Origin of the sequence: Leclercia adecarboxylata (genome assembly GCF_035787115.1) — a bacterium.
Lineage (GTDB): Bacteria > Pseudomonadota > Gammaproteobacteria > Enterobacterales > Enterobacteriaceae > Enterobacter > Enterobacter adecarboxylatus_E.
In genome coordinates this window covers 341,844-361,528 of sequence record NZ_JALKTL010000001.1, presented here as the reverse complement: position 1 = coordinate 361,528, position 19,685 = coordinate 341,844, and the positions used below count along the sequence as shown (strand labels likewise).

Genomic DNA, 19,685 nt, shown 5'->3' with positions numbered 1-19,685 from the left:
GAAGGTTACAAGAAAAGCCGCAAGCCAGCAACGTTACCCGTTAACATCACAGGCCGAATATCGCCTCAATCTCAATTGAGAGGTCCGGTGAAAAGAGACGGCTGACTTCAACAAGCGAACTGGCTGGCAGGTGGTCACCGTAGTTGCGGTATAACACCTTGCGCAGGGCGTCGATTTCCCCGAACGAAGTGATAAAGATAGTGACTTTGATCAGCGATGAAAAATCGGTTCCTTCCGCGCGGATAATTTCCCGTATCTGGCTGAAGATCGCGTCGGCCTGTTCCGCGATGCCCTGATGTTGCGCGGGGGTGCCAAACGCCGTTAATCCGGAAATGTAGAGCGTATCGCCATGCTTAACTGAGTGGACATAGGGGGCCTTAACGTCCCCCAGTTGAGGGTAATTCTTTCTTACCAGATCGCTCATATGAGATACCTTTTCTGGACATTCACCGTTCGGTGGAATTATGTATCTACACTAGACGAACAACAGTCCCGCCGCTACTACCAGATATGTCTTCTCCCCAAAATGTAAGGGGTTGAACGCACGGTAATAAGTGGCTAGCATCTGCTCTTTCGGAGAAAGAAAATGTCTGTCACCGATTCTCTTTTTGCATTCTCACTCGCTGCACTTTTACTTACCCTGACGCCCGGTCTGGATACGGCACTCATTCTTCGCACCGCCTGTGCGGAGGGTGGTAAAAAAGCCTTTCAGGCTGCGCTGGGTATTAATGTGGGCTGTTTCATCTGGGGTACGCTGGTCGCGCTCGGTCTGGGTGCACTGCTGGCGGTTTCAGAGCTGGCCTATACCATACTGAAAGTCTGTGGCGCCGCTTACCTGTGCTGGCTGGGCTTACAGCTGCTGAGACGCCCTCGCTCGACGTTCATTCAAAATGAAAGCGGCCTCGCTGCCCAGGGAAACTGGTTTGTCAAAGGTATGCTGGGCAATGTGCTTAACCCTAAAATAGGCATTTTCTATGTCTCCTTTTTGCCGCAGTTTATCCCTGCCGGACATTCCCCGCTGATTTGGACCTTTATTCTTGTCAGCATTCACGTTGCAATCGGAACGTTGTGGTCAGTTACGCTGATTTTGTCCACCCATTTTGCCTCATCCGTGCTGAAAAAAAGCCGCGTGATTAAAGCGATGGACAGGGTAACAGGATGCTTGTTTTTAGGCTTCGCCGCTAAACTTGCCCTCAGCACGAGATAGCGCAGGCGGGGGGGCAAACGCAGGCCGGGCAGGCGAAGCACCCCCGGCATTATGTTTCTGTGCAATTGACAGGTTTTTTATGAATGCAGCTGATGAATTAAAGGTGAAGTATCCGAACGCAGATACCTGGCAGATGGGGGACAGTCCGGCACTGGCCAGCGAGCTGGCAGACCTGATCGCAAAAGGGCTCAAAACAGCCACCTGTGGCTCTCTGGCGTCTTACCAGCAAGAAGGGGCTGCATCCAGAATCGGCGGTTACATCATCGTTCTTGACGGGCAGGATAAACCTGCCTGCGTTGTAAGGCTGGTTTCGGCGCGTCTGATGCGTTTTTGTGATGTCACCGCTGAATTTGCCCGAAAAGAGGGGGAAGGCGACTTAAGTCTGGCGTACTGGCGCAAGGAACATCAGCGCTTCTTTACGCAGGAAGGTTCCTTTTCTGAGAATATGCAACTGATTGCCGAAGAGTTTGAGGTTATTGAGCGCCTGTAACATGAATGAGCTGCAGGCGCTGAATGATGGCAGAGGCGGACAACCGCCTCTTGTCACGCCCCCCAACGCGTGCGCAAATACCGCACCGCATCCTGCGCCTGGGGCTGGTTGAGGTTGTCCTCACGGAACAAAATTGTGCCGTCGATATGCGGGTCGGATTCATTTAAATCGAGCTGCTTTTTCAGCTCCGGCACGCCGCCTTTTACCGTCCAGTCGGGCTCTTTGCTTGAGGGCTCGCCCACTTTATACAGCGCCACGCCAATGTAGAGTCGCGTATGGGTGGGTTTCACTACGCCGGCCCACCACTTTGCCAGCACATCATAGCGCGCCGCATCCCGGGCAAAAGGCCAGTACAGCTGGGGTGCGATATAGTCCAGCAGACCCTGCTGCACCCAGCGACGGGTATCGGCGAAGGATTCGTCGTAGGCCGCCGCGCCCCGGGTGTCGGACCCGGCCGGATCGTGGGAGCGGTTACGCCAGACCCCTGCGGGACTGACGCCAAACTCCACGTTCGGGTTTAACTGTTTAATGGTGCGCGACACCTGGGTAATCAGCTGCTGGGTGTTGTTGCGTCGCCAGTCGGCTTTCGAATCAAAGCCCTGACCATACTGGCGATACGTCTGGCTGTCGTTCAGCTTCGAACCCGCGGACTCGGCATAGAAGTAGTCATCAAACTGCACCCCGTCGACCGGATAGCGTGACACCACTTCGGCCACGATACTGGTGATCCAGTCCCGGGCTTCCGGGATGCCCGGGTCAAGGACAAAGCGGTCGCCCGCGGTGCGGATCCACTCCCGATGCAGGACATAGACGCTGGGGGGATGCAACGTCAGGGTGCGGTTCAGCTCAGCGACGGTGCCGGGGCGGGTGTTGGTGGAGACGCGGTAGGGGTTAAACCAGGCGTGGACTTTCATCCCGCGCTTGTGCGCTTCATCCAGCATAAACTGCAGCGGATCGTATCCCGGATCCTGACCAATTTTGCCGGTCAGCATATCTGACCACGGCAATATTTTTGATGGCCACAGGGCCGTGCCGTCCGGTTTCACCTGGAAAAACACGGTATTGATCCCGAGGTTTTTCAGGTTATCCAGCTTATCGGTCAGGGCCTTTTGCTGCATGGCAATCCGCGATCCCGCGCTGCGACCGTTAACCGAGGCCTGGGGAGGCCAGTCGAGGCGGGAGACGGTTGCCAGCCAGACGCCGCGCACCGGCTCGTGGCGTGCGGTTTTATCGGGCAGCGGCTGTTTCGCCACTAGCGGCAGCGGGGTCACCAGAGATTTGGGGGGTGTTGAGCTGCAACTGACCAGTAACAGCGTCCAGGCGATAAGCGCGCCAGAACGTTTCAGGTGGGTGGCAAGCCGGGAACGGGGTGAACAGGCGATGATAAGCTCCAGTTATACATGTGCCGCCGGGAATATTTATTGTCGTTCTATTCGGAGGGAAGTCAATGCCATGGAGGCGGGCAAAATGTCTGCATCGCCGACTTTATAGCCACTTTCTTAATGCGTCACCTCAAAGGTTTCTTAAACTTTACTGACGTGAATTTACAAAGCAGGTGGGTTATGCAGCAGAAATCCTCTCGTCTTTGGGCTGTATTGACCGGCTCACTGGTTGCCCTTGTGGGGCTCGCATACATTGTTCTGGGCGGCTGGCTGGCGTACCTCGGCGGTACGCTTGTTTTTGTCCTTCTGGGTGTCGGTTTTTTTGTCAGCGGCGTACTGCTGTTTCGCCAGCGGTTTACTGGCGTCTGGCTTTATCTGCTGATGTTTCTGGCCTGCGCAGGCTGGGCGATGTGGGAGGTAGGGCTGGACGGCTGGCAGTTGATGCCCCGCCTGCTGGTGGTTGCGGTGCTGGGGGTATGGCTCAGTATGCCCTGGGTGATCCGCCAGCTGACCATTACTCCCTCAGCCAGGCACAAAGGGATGGCCGCAGGCGGGATCTACCTCGCTGCCATCGCCGCTATCTTTTACGGTGGCTGGCACATCTCCGATACCCGTTTTATCCACCACCAGCCGTTTCCGGCAAGGGACGCGGCGCAAATGTCGCGAAGCGATAATGAATGGAAATATTATGGCCGTACCGCCGACGGGCAGCGTTTTTCTCCGCTAATGCAAATTACCCCGGAGAATGTTAGCCAGCTGCAGCTGGCGTGGCGCTTTGATTCCGGCGATGTGAAACGCGAAGGGGAAGATAAAGCCGGTCGCGAATTCAACGTGGAGGTGACGCCGGTTAAAGTGGGCAATGCACTTTATATCTGCACGCCGCACCGTCAGGTTATCGCCCTCAATGCGACCTCCGGCAAGCCGCTGTGGACATTCGATCCGCAAAGCGATACCTCGGCCAATGAGTATCTGGCCTGTCGGGGCGTGGCCTGGAGTGACGATCCCACTGACGCTGCCTGTCCGCAAAAGGTTATTACCACCACTGCCGATGCCCGGCTGGTGGCGCTGAATGCCGAAACGGGCACACCCTGTACCCGCTTTGGCAGGCAGGGATTTGTCAGCCTGACGGACCATCTGGGCGAGGTTCCGCCGGGTTTCCATTTCATCACCTCACAGCCGATGGTCATGGACGGTCGGATCATTCTTGGCGGCTGGATCTATGATAACCAGTCCACTGGTGAACCCTCAGGCGTGGTGCGGGCCTATGACACCCGAAGCGGCAAACTGGTGTGGGCCTGGGATATGGGACGTAATCCCGCCAACGCGCCTCTGAAACCCGGCGAAGAGTATACCCGGGGCACGCCTAACGGCTGGGGAACCTATACCGCGGATCCGCAGCTGGGGCTGGTTTATATTCCTGTCGGTAATGCCACCCCCGATTATTACGGTGCGAAACGGCGCGCCTTTGACGAGGCCTACTCCAGCTCGATAGTGGCGCTGGATATCCGCACGGGCAAAGAGCGCTGGCACTATCAGACGGTGCATCATGATGTCTGGGACTATGATGTGCCCATCGGGCCAACGCTTATCGATCTTCCTGACGATAACGGAGGGATAACCCCGGCACTGGTGCAGACCACCAAAATGGGGCAACTGTTCTTGCTGGACAGGCGCACCGGAAAGTCTCTTGTCGCGGTTAACGAAAAACCGGTACCCGTAACGCCATCACTTCCTGGCGAGCGGCTGTCGCCTGTTCAGCCGGATTCGGTCGGTATGCCGGATCTTGCGCCTGCCGATCTGCGGGAAACGGACATGTGGGGCGCGACGGCGTTTGACCAGCTGCTGTGCCGGATCCAGTTCCGTCAGTACCGCTATCAGGGCAAATTCACGCCGCCCGCAGAGGGAACCTCCATTGCCTATCCCGCCTTCGATGGGGTGATTGACTGGTACGGCGCCTCCGTCGATCCGCTTCACCATGTGCTGATTGCCAATACCAGCTATATCCCGTTCACCATGGAGATCATGAAAAGTGAAAAAGCCATTCAGAAAGGATTAATGACCTCCTGGACGGGATGGGGAAGCGGACAATCCTATCCAAAACCGAAAGAGTTCGCCGTTGGGCCGCAGTACGGTACCCCGTGGGCGGCTATCGTTAAGCCCTGGCTCAGCGCGCTGGATGCGCCCTGTAATGCGCCGCCGTGGGGGAAAATCTACGCCATCGATCTGGTGAGTAAAAAAATCATCTGGGAACGTCCGGCGGGTACTACCCGGGATATGAACATTTTCGGCACGCACACCAACGTGCCGCTGCCGACGGGCATCTTTATGATGGGCGGAAACGTCATTACCCGGAGCGGGCTGATCTTTACCGGCGCCACGGCGGATGACTATCTGCGTGCCTTCGATGAGGCCAGCGGAAAAGAGCTGTGGCGCGCCCGGCTTCCTGCGGGCGGGCAGGCTACCCCAATGACCTATCAGGCCGGGGACGGTAAGCAGTACGTGGTGATTGCCGCTGGCGGTCACGGCGGCCTTGGCACCCGCTCAGGAGATTCATTGATGGCGTATGCGCTGCCATGACCCCGGAAACAGCGCTCCTGCTGGCGCGCGGTCAGTTTGCCTTTACCATCAGCTTTCACATCGTGCTGGCAGCGTTTACCCTCGGGCTGGCGCAGTTTTTGATGGTGCTGGAAGGGCTGTGGCTGTGGCGCAAACAGACGGTGTGGCTCAGTCTCTGGCGCTACTGGAGCAAGGTGTTTGCCCTGAATGTGGCGGTGGGCGTGGTGACCGGGGTGGTGATGGAGTTCTCGTTCGGTACCAACTGGAGTGGGCTGGCAAGCCGGACCGGAGCGGTACTGGGGCCGATGCTGTACATGGAAGTGTTGGTCGCCTTCTTTCTCGAAGCCGGCTTTATGGGGGTGATGCTGTTCGGGATGAACAAGGTGCGTCCGGGGATTCATTTCATGGCGACCTGCATTGTGGCGCTGGGTTCGTTGTTCAGCGCCTTCTGGATCCTCGCGGCCAATTCCTGGATGCAGACGCCGGACGGGTATCTGACGGGGGCTGATGGCCGCTTCATTCCTGTTGACTGGTGGGCGGTGATTTTTAATCCCTCTTTCCCCTGGCGAATGGGGCATATGGTCGTGGCGGCAGTACTGGGAACCGCCTGTCTGGTGGCGGCCTGCGGGGCGTGGCATCTGCTGCGCGATCCCCGGCATCCGGCGGCCCGGCGCATGTTCTCGCTGGCAATGTGGACGCTGCTGGTTATGGCGCCGCTGCAAATCGTGCTGGGGGACCTGCACGGGGAAAATACCCGGGATCATCAGCCGGTGAAGCTGGCCGCCATCGAAGGAAGCTGGGACCCGCCTCCGCCAGGGCGCGGCGAACCCCTGCGACTCTTTGCGCTACCCGATATGTCGCTGCACCGTAATCGCTATCAGCTGGCTATTCCGGATGTCGGCTCTCTTTATCTGCGCCATAACCTGCAGGGTACGATCCACAGTCTTAATCAATATCCCGCCGATGAACTGCCCTGGGTGCCGCTGGTGTTCTGGGCCTTTCGCATTATGGTGGCGCTCGGGCTGCTGATGCTGGTGGCAGGAATGAGCGGACTGGTTGTACGGTTGCGAGGCCGACTCTGGCAGACGCGCTGGCTTCTGCGTCTGATGGTGATGATGGCTCCCGCCGGTTTTGTTGCCATGCTGGCAGGGTGGACAGTGACTGAAGCCGGACGGCAACCCTGGACCGTCTACGGTCTGGTGCGCACGGCAGAGAGTCTCTCTCCCCTGGGACCGCAGATCGTTCTCGGCTCGTTCATTCTGATTGTTACGCTTTATCTGCTGCTGTTTGGGCTGGGAATGTGGTTTCTTTTGCGTCTGCTTGCCAGACCACCTGAACCAGAAGAAGAAGGGGCGGAACCCGATGTGGCCCGCCGCACGGGCAGAGGGGAACAGGATGCATGAGTTGATGGGCGAACCTGTCTTACAGGTATTGTCGGCGGCCTCGCTGGCGCTGAGCCTGTGGTTCTACGTTCTGCTGGACGGGACGGACCTCGGGAGCGGCATGCTGTGTGCCTTTCAGCGCGACGAGGACTCCCGGCATAAGATCGTGCTTTCGCTCCTGCCCATCTGGGATGGGAATGAAACCTGGCTGGTACTGGCGGCGGGCAGTCTCTTTGGACTGTTTCCCGTGGCGTATGCCATTATCCTCAGCGCGTTATATGTGCCGGTCTTTACGCTGGTGCTGGCGCTCGTCGTGCGCGGGATGGCGATTGAGTATCGCGCCAGTGCGCCAAAGCTGTTCGACGGGATGCTGGTGGCGGGGTCCCTGGTGGCGACGCTTGCGCAGGGGGTGATTGTCGGTAGTCTGATCCAGACGATCCCCACGGATGGGCAACAGTTTACCGGTACGGGATGGGAGTGGTTAAGCCCGTTTCCGCTACTCTGCGCCCTGACGCTGGTGGTTGCATACTGCCTGATGGGCGAAGGCTGGCTGCTCTGGCGTGGAACCGGGGCGCTGGTGGTCCGGGCGCGACGGGCGATCCCCTGGCTGACGGCGATAACCCTGGTGCTGGTGTTCGGGATACTGTTCTGGAGCGTGCAGTTCCAGGTGGCCTGGCGTCTGCATCTGCAGGATCCCCGGGTCTGGTTGCCGTTTGCCGCTGGGGTGGTGGCAGGAACGCTTTTGTTGTGGTTTGGCCTTACGCGCCGCGCTGATTTTTTGCCGCTGGCCGCGATCCTGGTGCTGGTCAGCTGCGCGTTTGGCGCGCTGGTATTTACCCTTTATCCGTGGATTGTACCGGCAGCCCTTACGGTTCAACAGGCGGCCGCCCCGCCACAGACGCAACGTTTTCTGCTGATAAGTTTTGCGCTGCTGGCGCCGCTGACGCTGCTGTACAACACCTGGGGATTTCGATTGTTCAGCGGTAAGATCCGATAGCAGGCAGAGGGCATGAAAAAATACCCTCTGCCTGACACATTACTGCGCCAGAATCTGCTCAAGCGTCGTGCCAACAGCGAGTATCAGGGCGTCGCTGCCCGGCAGACCGTCAATCTCCAGCCCCACCGGGAGCTGGCTGGTGGCACCATAGCCCACCGGCAGGGTCAGCCCAGGCAGGCGCGCGTTACTGCCCGGATCGACATTGCGGATCAGGCGGGCGAAGTTCTCCGCTGAACTGACCTCATCATCTGCCAGCGGGGCGACCACCGGCGACGTGGGGAAGATCAGCCCATCGAGCTGATACTCACGAAACGTTCGTTCATAAATGGCCTGCAGGTCCGGGATCCCCTGCGCTAGCGCCCGTTCATAGCGCGGCTGCAGCGCAACCGGGTCGCCATTGTCGTCCGGGAACAGCCCCGGAACAATGCCATGCTCAAAGAGGGCGCGCACGTCCGGGCTGGCGATCTGCCCAACAATCTGCTCCAGGCTCACCTGCGTATTGTGCGCTTCAAGGTAAGCCAGCAAATCATGTTTACCCTCATACATCACCACCGGAAACGAGACGGCGGCATTGGCCTGTTCAAGTCCCGGCATATCGACGGTAACCAGCGTCACCCCGGCGGCCCGCAATCTGGCTAGGGCGGCGTGGGCCTCTTCGCTGACCTCGTCGTCCAGCCCCTGCCAGAAATAGTCCGCCAGCCCCAGGCGGATCTCCCGGGCGGGTTTCGCTGGAAGAACAGCCGCACCGGCGATCAGGCTGTCGAGCAGGACGATGTCGGCCACACTGCGTGCCATCGGGCCTGCGGTGTCCCGGGTGTGGGAAATCGGGGTGATCGCCGTCTGGGAATAGCGGCCTGTAGTGGGACGAAATCCAACGCAGCCGTTCAGGGCGCAGGGCTGGCGAACCGAGGCGCCGGTATCGGTACCTATCGCCACCGGCACCATACCGGCTGCTACGGCCACCGCACTCCCTGAGGACGAACCGCCCGCAATGCGGCTGGCATCGCAGGCATTGCGCACCCCTTTGACCTCCGGCGTGTGGTAAGCCGCGTTATAGCCGGTTACGCCAAAGGCCAGCTCATGCATATTACTCTTGCCAATGACAATGGCGCCCGCATCAATCAGCCGTTGGATCACCGGCGCGGTGGTGGTGGGCACAAAATCTTTCAGAGCGGGCGTACCCGCGGTATTGGGCAGGCCCGCGACGTGAATATTGTCTTTTACCGCTATCGGCACACCGCCCAACGGCAGCGGTGCACCGCCGTCGGCGAGGTGTTTATCCCAGGCTTTGGCCTGCGTCAGAGCCTGCTGTGCATTCAGGGTAATAAAGGCGTTGAGATGAGGCAGGGCCTCTGTGCGGGTAAGACAGGCGCGGACGAGTTGTTCGCTCGAGACCTTTTGTTCCCGGATGAGTTGCGCTGCGTCGGTGGCGGTAAGGGTGTGCAGTTGTGTCAGGTCTGAGGCGTTTATTGTTTTCATCAGGCTATTTCCGGACAGTGATAGTCAGGAACATTTAGGCAAATCAGCAAATAGCGCGCCATCCTCAGGATTGAGGAGGCGTTAATGCTTAAACCGCGAGGCCAGTTCCGTCCGGTTGGCACAGTCCAGCTTTTTGAGCGCCTGATTCAGATGCGTGCGCACGGTGGTAAAACCGATGTTCAGCAGCCGGGCAACCTCTTTATCACTCAGCCCTTTGCATACCAGGCTCGCCACCTCCTGCTCGCGGGGGGTTAACCGCGGCGTTTTATCCCTGGCGGGTAACGCTTTGACAAACCAGGGCTCCAGCAAGTGCAGAAGCTGTATCTCCCGTTGCCCGAACGCCGGGGCGCCTTTGGCCCGCCAGATGCGCAGATCCCCCACATCTTCGCCATCACGGACAAAATAGACGTTCACTCCGTGATGCATACCGCAGGGTTTCAGAAACTCATTATAAAAGGCGCTCTTTTTTAGCTCGCGCGGGCCCATCACCTCATCCACCAGCGTGGCGCGCTGTTTCGCCCGCAGCAGCGGCGTAATAGGATCGATATACTGCCAGGTACTGGCATGTTCCCGCATCGCGCTTTCATCAATGTTCCAGCTGACGCCATGGGAGGATGTGTTTGAGACTGGCGACCAGATACAGGACGCAGCAAAATCAGCCCGCAGCAGGGCGCAGACAGTTTCCAGAGTCTGCTGGCGCAGGGCGTGGGAGCCCTGGCCAGAACCGAGTTGCCACACGAGCTGCGAGAACAGCTCCAGCTCGTGATGATTGAACAGACTTTCCATTGATGTCGCACTCTGGGTGGTGATTGTGCCCGTGAGTGTAGACCACTACGAAACGGAGTGCCGGTACGCAGACTGCCGGACCTTCTCCACCGCCACTTTTCCGGCGATAAACGCATGGTCCGAATTGTAATATTCCCATTCGCTGTAACGACCGGCCAGGGTGATGCCGTGCAGTAACAGCCATTTCCTGATCGCCTCTACGTTCTCTTTACGCTGCTGGTCATAGATAACATAGGCGTAAGGAATATCGATTTGATTGCTGGTGAGGATCTCATCGTTTTCAGAGATGATGCCGACCTCAATGCACTCCTGGATACATCTGTCGATCAGCGCCTGGCCGTCCACCGGCAGAGGTTTATCCGGGGAATAGCTGATCTCACAGGTCAGGCCGCATGCCCCCGGCGGACTGCAGAACGGGCTGGCGTTGCCCTGCACAAAAATACGGTGAAATACCGTCTTGCCGGCGTAGTAGATCCAGTGCTTATCGGTCAGATCGTCACGATTAACCCCCAGATTTACGCAGCGAACGGAAACATGGCGCAGCCCTTTAGCCGCTTTGCGGATTTCCGGCGGTACTTCGTCGCCCATCAGACGGATAAGCTCCGGCAGTACCAGGGTGCTGATCATCTGTTCATAGCGATATTGTCTGCCGTCCGAGAGCACGACAATATGCTGATTGACGTAGATTTTGCTGACTTCGGCACCTGTCTCAATGCGGCCCTTAATATGCGGCACAAAGCCTGACATCAGCGCCTGAAAACCGCCTTTCAGGGGATAGCCGAAACGCGCATTGGGCCCCATGGGCTTCGCGGTTTCGCCCAGCGCACCTTCGATTATCTGATCCAGGTCGGGCAAGGGGACGCGCCCGCCCAGCCACGAGGTCTCCATCTCCGAGAGCGGCACCGTCCACAATTTTTTATTGTAGGGAATGGCAAAATGACGGGCGATGCCTTTGCCCCAGGTTTCATAGATAAAGGCTTCAAAGCTGCCTTCCGGCGGCGTCTGCTGGCCTGTACTGGTGTAGTCCGGCACCGCGCCATCGGCGCAACAGTCATGGTGATGGCGGCGATGGGTGTCGGTACTATTGCCACAGGTTCGCGCCATGCTTTTCACGTCAGACCCCGCACCGTATCGCGCCTCGATGGCACCCAGAATACACTCTTTGATGACCGGCGCGGGCAAACCGTAAAGCGAGCCCTGGAAGGGGTAGCGGGTATACACGCCATCGGTATAGACCCAGGCTTCGCGGATCTGCCAGTGGATATTGTCGCCCAGCAAGGTGTTATAGAGCGCCAGCACCTCTTCATCGGCGGAAAACATAATGTGACCCGCATAATCGAAGGTAAATCCCTTATCCTGAACGGAGCGGCATAACCCGCCGACCGTCTCATTGCGTTCCAGCAAGGTTGCCCCTTCACCAAAATGATAGGCCGCGCTCAGGCCGGTTGGTCCGGCACCAAGAATCAAGCAAGGTTCTGCTTCCGATCCCGTTCTGGTCGGCGGGATCAGCCGTAATACCGTCTGCGGGGAGAGATCGTCGCTGGCGGTCTCTGTCTCGGCGGACGACTGAGCCTGATGGCGGGCCAGCTCCCGATCGATAAGCTCATGCATTTTCTGCACGGTTTTATCCCAGGAGGTACTGGCCACAATATCGTGCATGATTTGCCGCTGGGATGCGCGCGCCTCCTCAGATAACGCCAGCGCCTGTTCACAGGCGGCGACAAAGGCGGCATGATCCCTGGCGACGGCAACAACGTGGCCATAGGGTTTTTCGACATCGGCAATGGCGGTACTGACAACCGGGAGCTGCGCGGCCATGTATTCCAGCACTTTCGTCGGGCTGATAAAACGGGTGGATTCGTTAAGCGCAAACGGCATCAGGCAGACGTCCCAGCCGGCAAGAAAATGGGGCAGGGCCTGATAAGGCTGCATGCCGGGATAATGAATATTGCTTCTTTGCGGCAGGGTTGACGGGTCAATCTTCACCACCGGTCCCACCATAACGATTTGCCACTCCGGATGCGCATCCGCAAGAGTTGCGATAAGCGTTAAATCCATCCGCTCATCAATCACACCGTAATACCCCAGCCGAGGGTGCGGAATGTCGTCCTGTAACGGATGGTGATTCGCCCGATCCAGCGCCTGTTCAAAATGCACCGCGTCCACGCTACTGGCAAAACAGTGAATGTTCGGATGCCGTCCTTTCCTTGCCGCATACAGGCTTGGGCCGCCGGTAAAGACAATATCCGCCCGTGTCAGCAGAGCCGATTCACGTTGCAGCAGCTGGCGGGGCGCTTTCTCAAAGGCGGCCAGTTCATCCATGCAGTCATACACCACGACGGCCGGGGTAAAGACTTTCAGCAGGGGGAGCGCCATTGGCGTATAGAACCAGACGACCGGGATTTCGTCCTCGTCGCGCAGCTCGGTCAGCAGCGTTTCCAGCCAGGCGATTTGACCGTCATGGAAACCCGGTTCCGTTGACGGCGTATGCGGTTGAATGACGGTCACGTTTGGCGCGGGCTGTGAAATCTTTAGTTCAGGTTTACCGACCGAATGCAGCGGCTCTTCAATAAATACGATCTGATAGTGCTGGGCAAGACGTGTCATCAGGTGCTGCGGGCGCTGAAAAACAAAATCCCAGCGCAGGTGACTAAAAACATAGATTTTTTTCATGCCTGATACCTCTGTGCTGGTGCACTTAATGACGCCAGTCAATTGTTGAAAGTGTGTCAGCCGGGTCTGCACTTGTTGTAAGGCCCGGGCGTAAACGGGATTAAGTTGTCTCTCTTTGTCGGGCGTCAGTTCCCACAAGCCCGATAGATGCCAGTTAGCGTTGTTCTCCCAGTCGGGCCGATCGATAATCGGGTAAAGGCAAATGCCCGCAATCGCTACCCCTGCAAGCTGCGCCTGAGCCACCTCTGAGGCGACCTCGTTAATCCACGCGCCACGCCCGCTGCCCACATGGCTGGTTTCGGCAAGCAGAACAGGGCGGTGATAACGTTCCCAGGTCTCCAGTAACATCTCGTGCAATCGCCGTCGGCGACGATCCCCCAGGTGCCACGGCAGGCGCTGGTTGTTGCCCATAATCCACTGATTGTCGTGGTAATAATTGGCACCTATCAGATCCAGATAGCGCGGATGGCCGCCGAGTTCAGGCTCATGTCTGCCCGTGAGCATGTCCCACGCCTGAAACTGCGCGGTGCGAAACGCCTCTGTTTGCGCTTCACTGTCGGGATCGCTGTCGGGTGAAATCAGATGAATGAGAGGGTCGCAATGTAAAATTCTTGCCCGGGGATCGGCCGCACGAATGGCGTCGCAGGCGGCAATTGCGGCGCGAACCAGCTGGCGTTTGACCTGCATGCTCTCACCAACGGCCGGAGGGGAGATGGGAAACAGCCCCTCCGCAATGCCCCAGGTGGTAAATGAGATTTCGTTGACCGGGGAGTAGACGGGAGGCTCGTCATACCAGGGACGTAAAAACGCGGCCAGAGCGCCGCACAGGTGTGCGAAGCGAGAGACAAATTCCGTTGAGAAAAAATCGATACGGTCGGGGAAGCCGTAATGACAGATCGTCCAGCAAATCTGAATGCCATTCTCCCTTGCTGCGATCATTTTTTTGGCTACCGTCGTGAAATCATAACCGCCTGATTTATCAACAAGACGCCAGCCAACGCTCTCCCTGACCGTGCGCATGTTGAAGGGCTTAAGCGCACGGTAATCCGCGGCATGTCGTATGTCGTGAGCCGTCGCGTTGTCCATTGAAAGGGCGTTACCCGCCCGGGTGATAAAATCCGCGCCTTCGAAACCCGCCTGCCAGAATGACCTGAATATCGGCATAGTATTGCTCCCGTAGGGGTATCGTTTATTTTAAATAGACATCACCAGTCGTTTTACACTGGATGGCCTTTTCATTAATAACCCATACCTACGGCGAAAAATAAACTTTAAAAAAACTCAGAGCCTTGCTGTTTGTAAAACATTCAACCATAGCTATCCCCACTATATATTTCATTTACAGCGGAATAGGGCAAAAGGAATACCCCGGAGTTCACCCGTTTTATGTCTACATCCTGTATAAAGTGGATAAAATATTGCTGCCTTATCTCTCTATGATAGACGGGGATCCTGAGGCAGGGCGGGCTTTTTCAGCATGTTTCGGCTTCGTCTGTCAAAAAGGCGAACAAAATCATTGGTTGCTGGTGGCGCTTTTTTTAAACGTCACGCTTCGTCAGAACACTATTTCCGCTAACCTGTCTCCTTAAATAACCGCCGCCCGTTCCGTTAGTTCACTGCTTATGAGAAATCACGACGTCGGTTTGTTTCTGGTACTTTCGTATTACCGCCACGAATATATTAATTACTCGCTGGGTTATTTATAAACAGTCGCTATCGGGCAGAGGCTAATATTATCCACCAGTTATTTATGTGTCCGGTAATACCAGGAAAGTGTTTCCACAATCCATTAGTTACAACATACAATATTCCTTGTTAATAATCTTACCTCAGCATCGCGCTCCACTCATCGCTTAGCAAAATGAAAGGGCAGATGGCCTTTATTTATACCCTATAAGGGATAAATTGAATTTAACCGCCATAGGGGTTATTCTTGATTTATCCCCTGTAGGGGATTTTATTAAAATATCCGCTAAAGGGGATACGCATGAAAGTAACATCGACCAGTGCACTGGCACAGGCTGTACGAGATCAGCGTAAGGTCAATAAGTTAACGCAATCCGCGACGGCTGAACAGGTTGGCATTAAACAAACCACGGTATCGGATTTCGAGAATAAGCCGGAATCCACAAAGCTGGAAACCTTGTTCAAAATCCTCTCGGCGCTGGATCTGGAGCTGCATGTCGTGAAAAGAGGCTCAACGCTTCCCGATAATACCGTCTGGACGAAGGAGTGGTAAGAGATGCGTGCTCAACGTCTGACGGTTGCCATGAATGGCGACATGGTGGGGACGCTGCACCGCGACGGCAGTGGCGGGCTCTCCTTTCAGTATGCTCCTGAGTGGCTGGCGGAGCCGGGTGCACGCGCCATCTCGCTGTCTCTGCCGCTTCAGCACGGCAGGATCCGCGGCACGCAGGTCTTCAACTTTTTCAGCAACCTGTTGCCAGACTCAGAGGCGATCATTGCCCGCATGCAGGCCCGTTTTCAGGTCGAGACGACACACCCCTTTGATCTGCTTGCCAGCGTCGGGCGGGACTGCGTCGGCGCCATTCAGCTCTATCCGCCTGGGCTGGACATTCCGTCGGTGATGGATATCGTCGCCGAGCCGCTGGATGACGAGCAGATCGCCTCTCTGCTGGAGGGGTACCAGATGGCGCCGTTAGGGATGACCGAAGAGGAGGCCGATTTTCGTATTTCGCTGGCCGGGGCGCAGGAGAAAACAGCGTTGTTGTGGTATCAGGATCGCTGGCAGCGGCCGCAGGGCAGCACGCCAACCAGCCATATCTTCAAACTGCCGATCGGCAGAATAGCGCAAAACAATATCGACCTGAGCGAAAGCTGCGAAAACGAATGGCTCTGTTTGCGGATTGCGAAAGCCTTTGGCTTCCCGGTCGCCCATGCCGAAATGGCCACCTTTAGCCGTAAAAAAGTGCTGATTATTGAGCGTTTCGATCGCCGGTGGGCCCGTAGCGGCTGGTTGATGCGTCTGCCGCAGGAGGACTTTTGCCAGGCGCTGGGCGTGTCACCGGCACTGAAGTATGAATCTCACGGTGGACCGGGTATTGCGGACGCCATGAAATTACTGCTCGGTTCCCGGCTGGCGGCGCAGGATCGCGAGATGTTCTTTAAAGCACAGATCCTGTTCTGGATGCTGGCCGCAATTGACGGTCACGGGAAGAATTTCAGCCTGTTTATCGAAGCGGACTCCTCGTTTCGCATGGCGCCTTTATATGATGTGATTTCGGCGTTTCCACTGTTTGAAGCAGGAAGTATCCCGGCCAAAAAAGCGAAAATGGCCATGGCCTTACAGGGCAAAAACCGGCAATACCATTTCGCCATGATCCAGCCGCGTCACTTTATCAGTACCGCCGCGCACGCGGGGTTTTCTCAGGAGATCGCCCTGAGACTGATGAAAGAGATGGCCAGCCGTACCGAAGAGGTTATCGCCACCGTCACGGCGGAACTCCCTGCGGATTTCCCGGAGCAGATAAGCGGGGCAATTTTCCGCGGGCTGGCAAGCCAGGCGGCGAGGATAGGGCGGTTCGAGTAGATCGGTACCAAAATTGGTAGGTTAATGACAATCATTTACAATTGTTAATGATAGTTATTTTCATTATCATTTTTCTTTGCGTAAACAACTGTAAAGAAAAATGACATGCATAAAACCTCTGCCGTAATAAACCAGACCCTGTGTGCTCTCGCCATTTCGCTGGCGATGCACTCTGGCACCGCCCTCGCCAACGCATTCACTGAAAAGGATTTCGTCGTCCAGCCGCTTGGCAATGGCGTGTATGAGCTGGCCTACGATAAAGGCCAGCAGACCCTTTATGCTGCGTCAGCCCCTTCATTTGAGAAAGACAAAACCGACGGGTTAGTCTTTAAGCTGGCGGCACAATCCCTGCAAATTGATGCGAAGATCCCGACGGCACGCCGCACATTTGCCGTCGCCCTGGATGAAGAAAATCATCTTCTCTGGCTGGGCAATGCTCTGGAAGGGTCAGTCACGCTGCTCGATACACGTACCGACAAAGCCATCAAAACCATCCAGCTGAGCGACAATGCAGACCCCGAGAAGAAAGCGCACGTTCGCGAAGTGGTGCTGGATAAAAAGCATCAGCGCCTGTATGTCTCCGGGATAGGGCGTAAGGGTAAGGGTTTACTCTGGGTGGTGGATACGCAGAAGCAGGCGCTGGCCCAGACCCTGGAGAAACTGGAGCCGGTCGGTTTTGCCGTAGATGACGCGGGCGAGAAAGTCTACGTCGTGTCCGGTACCGGCGAACTGATCACGCTTGATGGCAAAACCTCACAGCTGCTTAGCCGCGTGAAGGTCGATCCCGCCGATCCGGAGCACTACTTCCTGAACATCGCGCTCAACACCGCCAAAGGGGTGGGGTATATCGCTGATACCAACACCAACGATGTGCTGGTTGTGCAGCTGGATTCGGGCAAGCTGCTCCATCGCGTGCCAACCCCAAACTCCGTTGGCGTGCTGTACAACGCCGCACGGGAAGAGGTCTACGTTACCCATCGCAACGCGCGCCAGATTAGCGTGATCGACGCGACCAGCAATCGCCTGAAACATACCCTTAAAACCACGGCGATGCCAAACAGTCTGGCGCTTTCAGCCGATGCCAGCACGCTCTATGCCAGCGTTAAGCAGGACGAGAAAGCCAACAAGGCGGACTACGTGCTCAAGATTGATTTAACTCAGTTCTAAGGATCCTGTTGTGATAAAGCAGACACGTATGGCCGCGGCGATTTCGCTCGCCCTGGCGAATCTTCCTGTGGCCGTTTTCGCCGCAGAATCCGTTAACGAAGATGAACTGGTGGTCACCGCGACAGGTTTTAGTCAGGAGCGTCGCGAAGCGCCGGCAACCATCTCCGTGGTGAACGAAAAGGAGCTCAACACCCGCTCTAACCAGAACGTCACCGAAGCGCTACGCGAAATGCCGGGCGTCCTGGTGGGTAACGGCCACGGCAGCCTGGCAACGGGGGATGTGCAGATGCGCGGGATGGACTCCACCTACACCTCGTACATGGTGAACGGCATTAAACAGGCGACCCGTGAATCCCGCCCTTACGGACACCATATTGGCACCGAAGCGGCCTTTATGCCGCCGCTGGCCGCCATCGAACGCATCGAGGTGATCCGCGGGCCGATGTCTTCGCTCTATGGTTCTGACTCCATCGGCGGCGTGGTCAACGTGATCACCAAAAAAGCGTACAACCTGGAGACGTGGACCGGCGTCCTGGAGGATAACTACTTCCTGCAGGAAAAAAGCGAGTACGGCAACACCAACCAGACCAATGCCTTTGTGATGGGCCCGGTGATCCCCGGTAAGCTTGGAGTGAGCCTGGCCGCAGATTATCTCGACCGCCGTGACGATGACAGCATCAATGATGAGCGTTTCGTGAAGCATCAGTCCGGCAACCTGGATGCCACGATCTCCCTGTCACCCACCGACACCCAGCTCTGGGATCTGAACGCCACGAAAGGTAACCAGGAGAAGACGCATAACGATAAGCAGTGGTACTGGGGCTTTGATCGCGATGCCGCGTCGCTATCGCAACACGCCTGGTACGGCGACGATCTGCTGGAAGTGAAGAACTTTATCAGCTATGAAAAAGCCAAAACCGAGTATCGCGTCCCGGGGATGTCATCGCAGTTTATTACCCAGAAGAACTACGAGGCCAACAGCGCTAACACCTTTACCCTCGGCGATCACAAGCTGACCCTGGGTGTGAACTTTACCCGCAACGAGCTGGATGATGAGTTCGGCATTAAGGATAAAGAAGCGCCGGGCGTCACGCCGGTGAGCGAAATTTCGCGTGATGGCTGGGCGGTATTTGCTGAAGATGCCTGGATGATCGTGCCGGACTTTACTCTGACCACGTCGGCGCGCCTCGATCACGACAGCTATTTTGGTTACCACGTCACGCCTAAACTCTACGGCAACTGGACCATGGATGAAAACTGGGCGCTGAAGGGCGGCGTGTCGGCCGGGTATAAAAAACCGGATTTGCGGCAGAATAATGAAGGTTTTACCAGCGTGTACGGCGCTTATCCTTATTCGGAAATCGGCATCGGGAATGATGATCTGAAACCCGAGGAGAGCGTTAACACCGAGCTGGGTGTCTACTGGCAGCAAGACGCGCTGGCGCTGGACGCGACCATCTTCTACACCAAATTTAAAGACAAAATCAGCGACCGCGTCATTTGTACCGCGTCGGCCACCCGACAGTGTACCTATAATGGTTACGTCGCTGATTCCGTCTTCCAGTATTTCAACGTCAGCGATGCCGAGATCTACGGACTGGAGCTGAACGGCGACTGGCAGGCCACTTCATCCTTAAGAGCCAACGTGAACTACACCTGGACCCACAGCGAACAGCAGAGCGGGGAGTATAAAGGCTATGCGCTGAGCGACTTCCCGGAAAGCATGGCCAACGTCTCCCTGACATGGAACGCGCTGAACGACCTGGAGCTGTGGACCAAAGCAAGCTGGCGCAGTACCTCGCCGGATATCGGTAAATCCAGCGAAACTGAAGCCTACGCGCTGGTCGATCTGGGCGCGCGTTATCATCTGAACAAGAACGTTACGCTGATGACCGGCATTTATAACCTGTTCGACGCGAACCCGATTTACCGCACCTCGTATAACCAGTCTTCGATGCTGGAAGGCCGCCGCTATAACTTCGGGGCCCGTATCGAGTTTTGATCCTTCTGCCGGAG

The 19,685-nt window shown here is 56.8% G+C and carries 14 protein-coding genes; 9 read left to right on the top strand and 5 right to left on the bottom strand.

What is annotated here, in order from left to right; all coding sequences use genetic code 11:
• Nucleotides 1-46: 46 nt before the first annotated feature.
• Complete coding sequence (locus MXM41_RS01740; RefSeq protein WP_325929520.1) at nucleotides 47-424, bottom strand: RidA family protein; 378 nt, start codon at nucleotides 422-424, stop codon at nucleotides 47-49.
• Nucleotides 425-586: 162 nt separating this feature from the next.
• Between MXM41_RS01740 and MXM41_RS01735 the strand changes: the two genes are divergently transcribed.
• Both MXM41_RS01735 and MXM41_RS01730 read left to right on the top strand, forming a co-directional pair.
• Entirely contained in the window at nucleotides 587-1,207 is a 621-nt protein-coding gene (locus MXM41_RS01735; protein ID WP_325929519.1) for a LysE family translocator, read from the top strand.
• A gap of 79 nt (nucleotides 1,208-1,286) precedes the next feature.
• A complete protein-coding gene (locus MXM41_RS01730) occupies nucleotides 1,287-1,697 on the top strand; it encodes an ASCH domain-containing protein (RefSeq protein ID WP_325929518.1) in 411 nt (136 codons plus the stop codon).
• 53 nt (nucleotides 1,698-1,750) lie between these two features.
• Here MXM41_RS01730 and MXM41_RS01725 read toward each other — a convergent pair whose 3' ends face one another.
• Nucleotides 1,751-3,079 carry a glycoside hydrolase family 10 protein gene (locus MXM41_RS01725; protein WP_325930817.1) on the bottom strand — a complete coding sequence of 443 codons (1,329 nt, stop codon included), beginning with the start codon at nucleotides 3,077-3,079 and terminating at the stop codon, nucleotides 1,751-1,753.
• A 180-nt stretch (nucleotides 3,080-3,259) separates the two neighbouring features.
• On the opposite strand from MXM41_RS01725, the gene MXM41_RS01720 reads away from it, so the two are divergent.
• The 3 genes from MXM41_RS01720 to MXM41_RS01710 are packed head-to-tail and all read left to right on the top strand — an operon-like array spanning nucleotide 3,260 to nucleotide 8,014.
• Nucleotides 3,260-5,656: a membrane-bound PQQ-dependent dehydrogenase, glucose/quinate/shikimate family gene (locus MXM41_RS01720; protein ID WP_325929517.1), complete on the top strand. Its 2,397-nt coding sequence runs from the start codon at nucleotides 3,260-3,262 to the stop codon at nucleotides 5,654-5,656.
• The gene (locus MXM41_RS01715) at nucleotides 5,653-7,038 is read left to right on the top strand and encodes a cytochrome ubiquinol oxidase subunit I (RefSeq protein ID WP_325929516.1); all 1,386 of its coding nucleotides are present in this window, start codon (nucleotides 5,653-5,655) and stop codon (nucleotides 7,036-7,038) included. Before MXM41_RS01720 ends, MXM41_RS01715 begins: the two co-directional genes overlap by 4 nt.
• Nucleotides 7,031-8,014: a cytochrome d ubiquinol oxidase subunit II gene (locus tag MXM41_RS01710; RefSeq protein WP_325929515.1), complete on the top strand. Its 984-nt coding sequence runs from the start codon at nucleotides 7,031-7,033 to the stop codon at nucleotides 8,012-8,014. Before MXM41_RS01715 ends, MXM41_RS01710 begins: the two co-directional genes overlap by 8 nt.
• A 39-nt stretch (nucleotides 8,015-8,053) precedes the next feature.
• Here MXM41_RS01710 and iaaH read toward each other — a convergent pair whose 3' ends face one another.
• The 3 genes from iaaH to MXM41_RS01695 form a co-directional block, all read right to left on the bottom strand.
• Nucleotides 8,054-9,493 (bottom strand): indoleacetamide hydrolase, encoded by a 1,440-nt coding sequence (iaaH, locus tag MXM41_RS01705; protein WP_325929514.1) that lies wholly within the window; start codon nucleotides 9,491-9,493, stop codon nucleotides 8,054-8,056.
• Between the two features lie 81 nt (nucleotides 9,494-9,574).
• Entirely contained in the window at nucleotides 9,575-10,279 is a 705-nt protein-coding gene (locus tag MXM41_RS01700; RefSeq protein WP_325929513.1) for a response regulator transcription factor, read from the bottom strand.
• A 45-nt stretch (nucleotides 10,280-10,324) separates the two neighbouring features.
• On the bottom strand, nucleotides 10,325-14,116 hold the full coding sequence (locus MXM41_RS01695; protein WP_325929511.1) for an NAD(P)-binding protein: 3,792 nt from the start codon (nucleotides 14,114-14,116) through the stop codon (nucleotides 10,325-10,327).
• A gap of 823 nt (nucleotides 14,117-14,939) precedes the next feature.
• Here MXM41_RS01695 and MXM41_RS01690 point away from each other — a divergent pair.
• The 4 genes from MXM41_RS01690 to MXM41_RS01675 all read left to right on the top strand — a co-directional run bounded on the left by MXM41_RS01690 (nucleotide 14,940) and on the right by MXM41_RS01675 (nucleotide 19,671).
• Complete coding sequence (locus MXM41_RS01690; RefSeq protein ID WP_325929510.1) at nucleotides 14,940-15,191, top strand: helix-turn-helix domain-containing protein; 252 nt, start codon at nucleotides 14,940-14,942, stop codon at nucleotides 15,189-15,191.
• Nucleotides 15,192-15,194: 3 nt separating this feature from the next.
• Nucleotides 15,195-16,502 carry a type II toxin-antitoxin system HipA family toxin gene (locus tag MXM41_RS01685; protein WP_325929509.1) on the top strand — a complete coding sequence of 436 codons (1,308 nt, stop codon included), beginning with the start codon at nucleotides 15,195-15,197 and terminating at the stop codon, nucleotides 16,500-16,502.
• Nucleotides 16,503-16,607: 105 nt separating this feature from the next.
• A complete protein-coding gene (locus MXM41_RS01680; RefSeq protein ID WP_325929508.1) occupies nucleotides 16,608-17,669 on the top strand; it encodes a YncE family protein in 1,062 nt (353 codons plus the stop codon).
• Nucleotides 17,670-17,679: 10 nt separating this feature from the next.
• Entirely contained in the window at nucleotides 17,680-19,671 is a 1,992-nt protein-coding gene (locus MXM41_RS01675; protein ID WP_325929507.1) for a TonB-dependent receptor domain-containing protein, read from the top strand.
• Nucleotides 19,672-19,685: the final 14 nt, after the last annotated feature.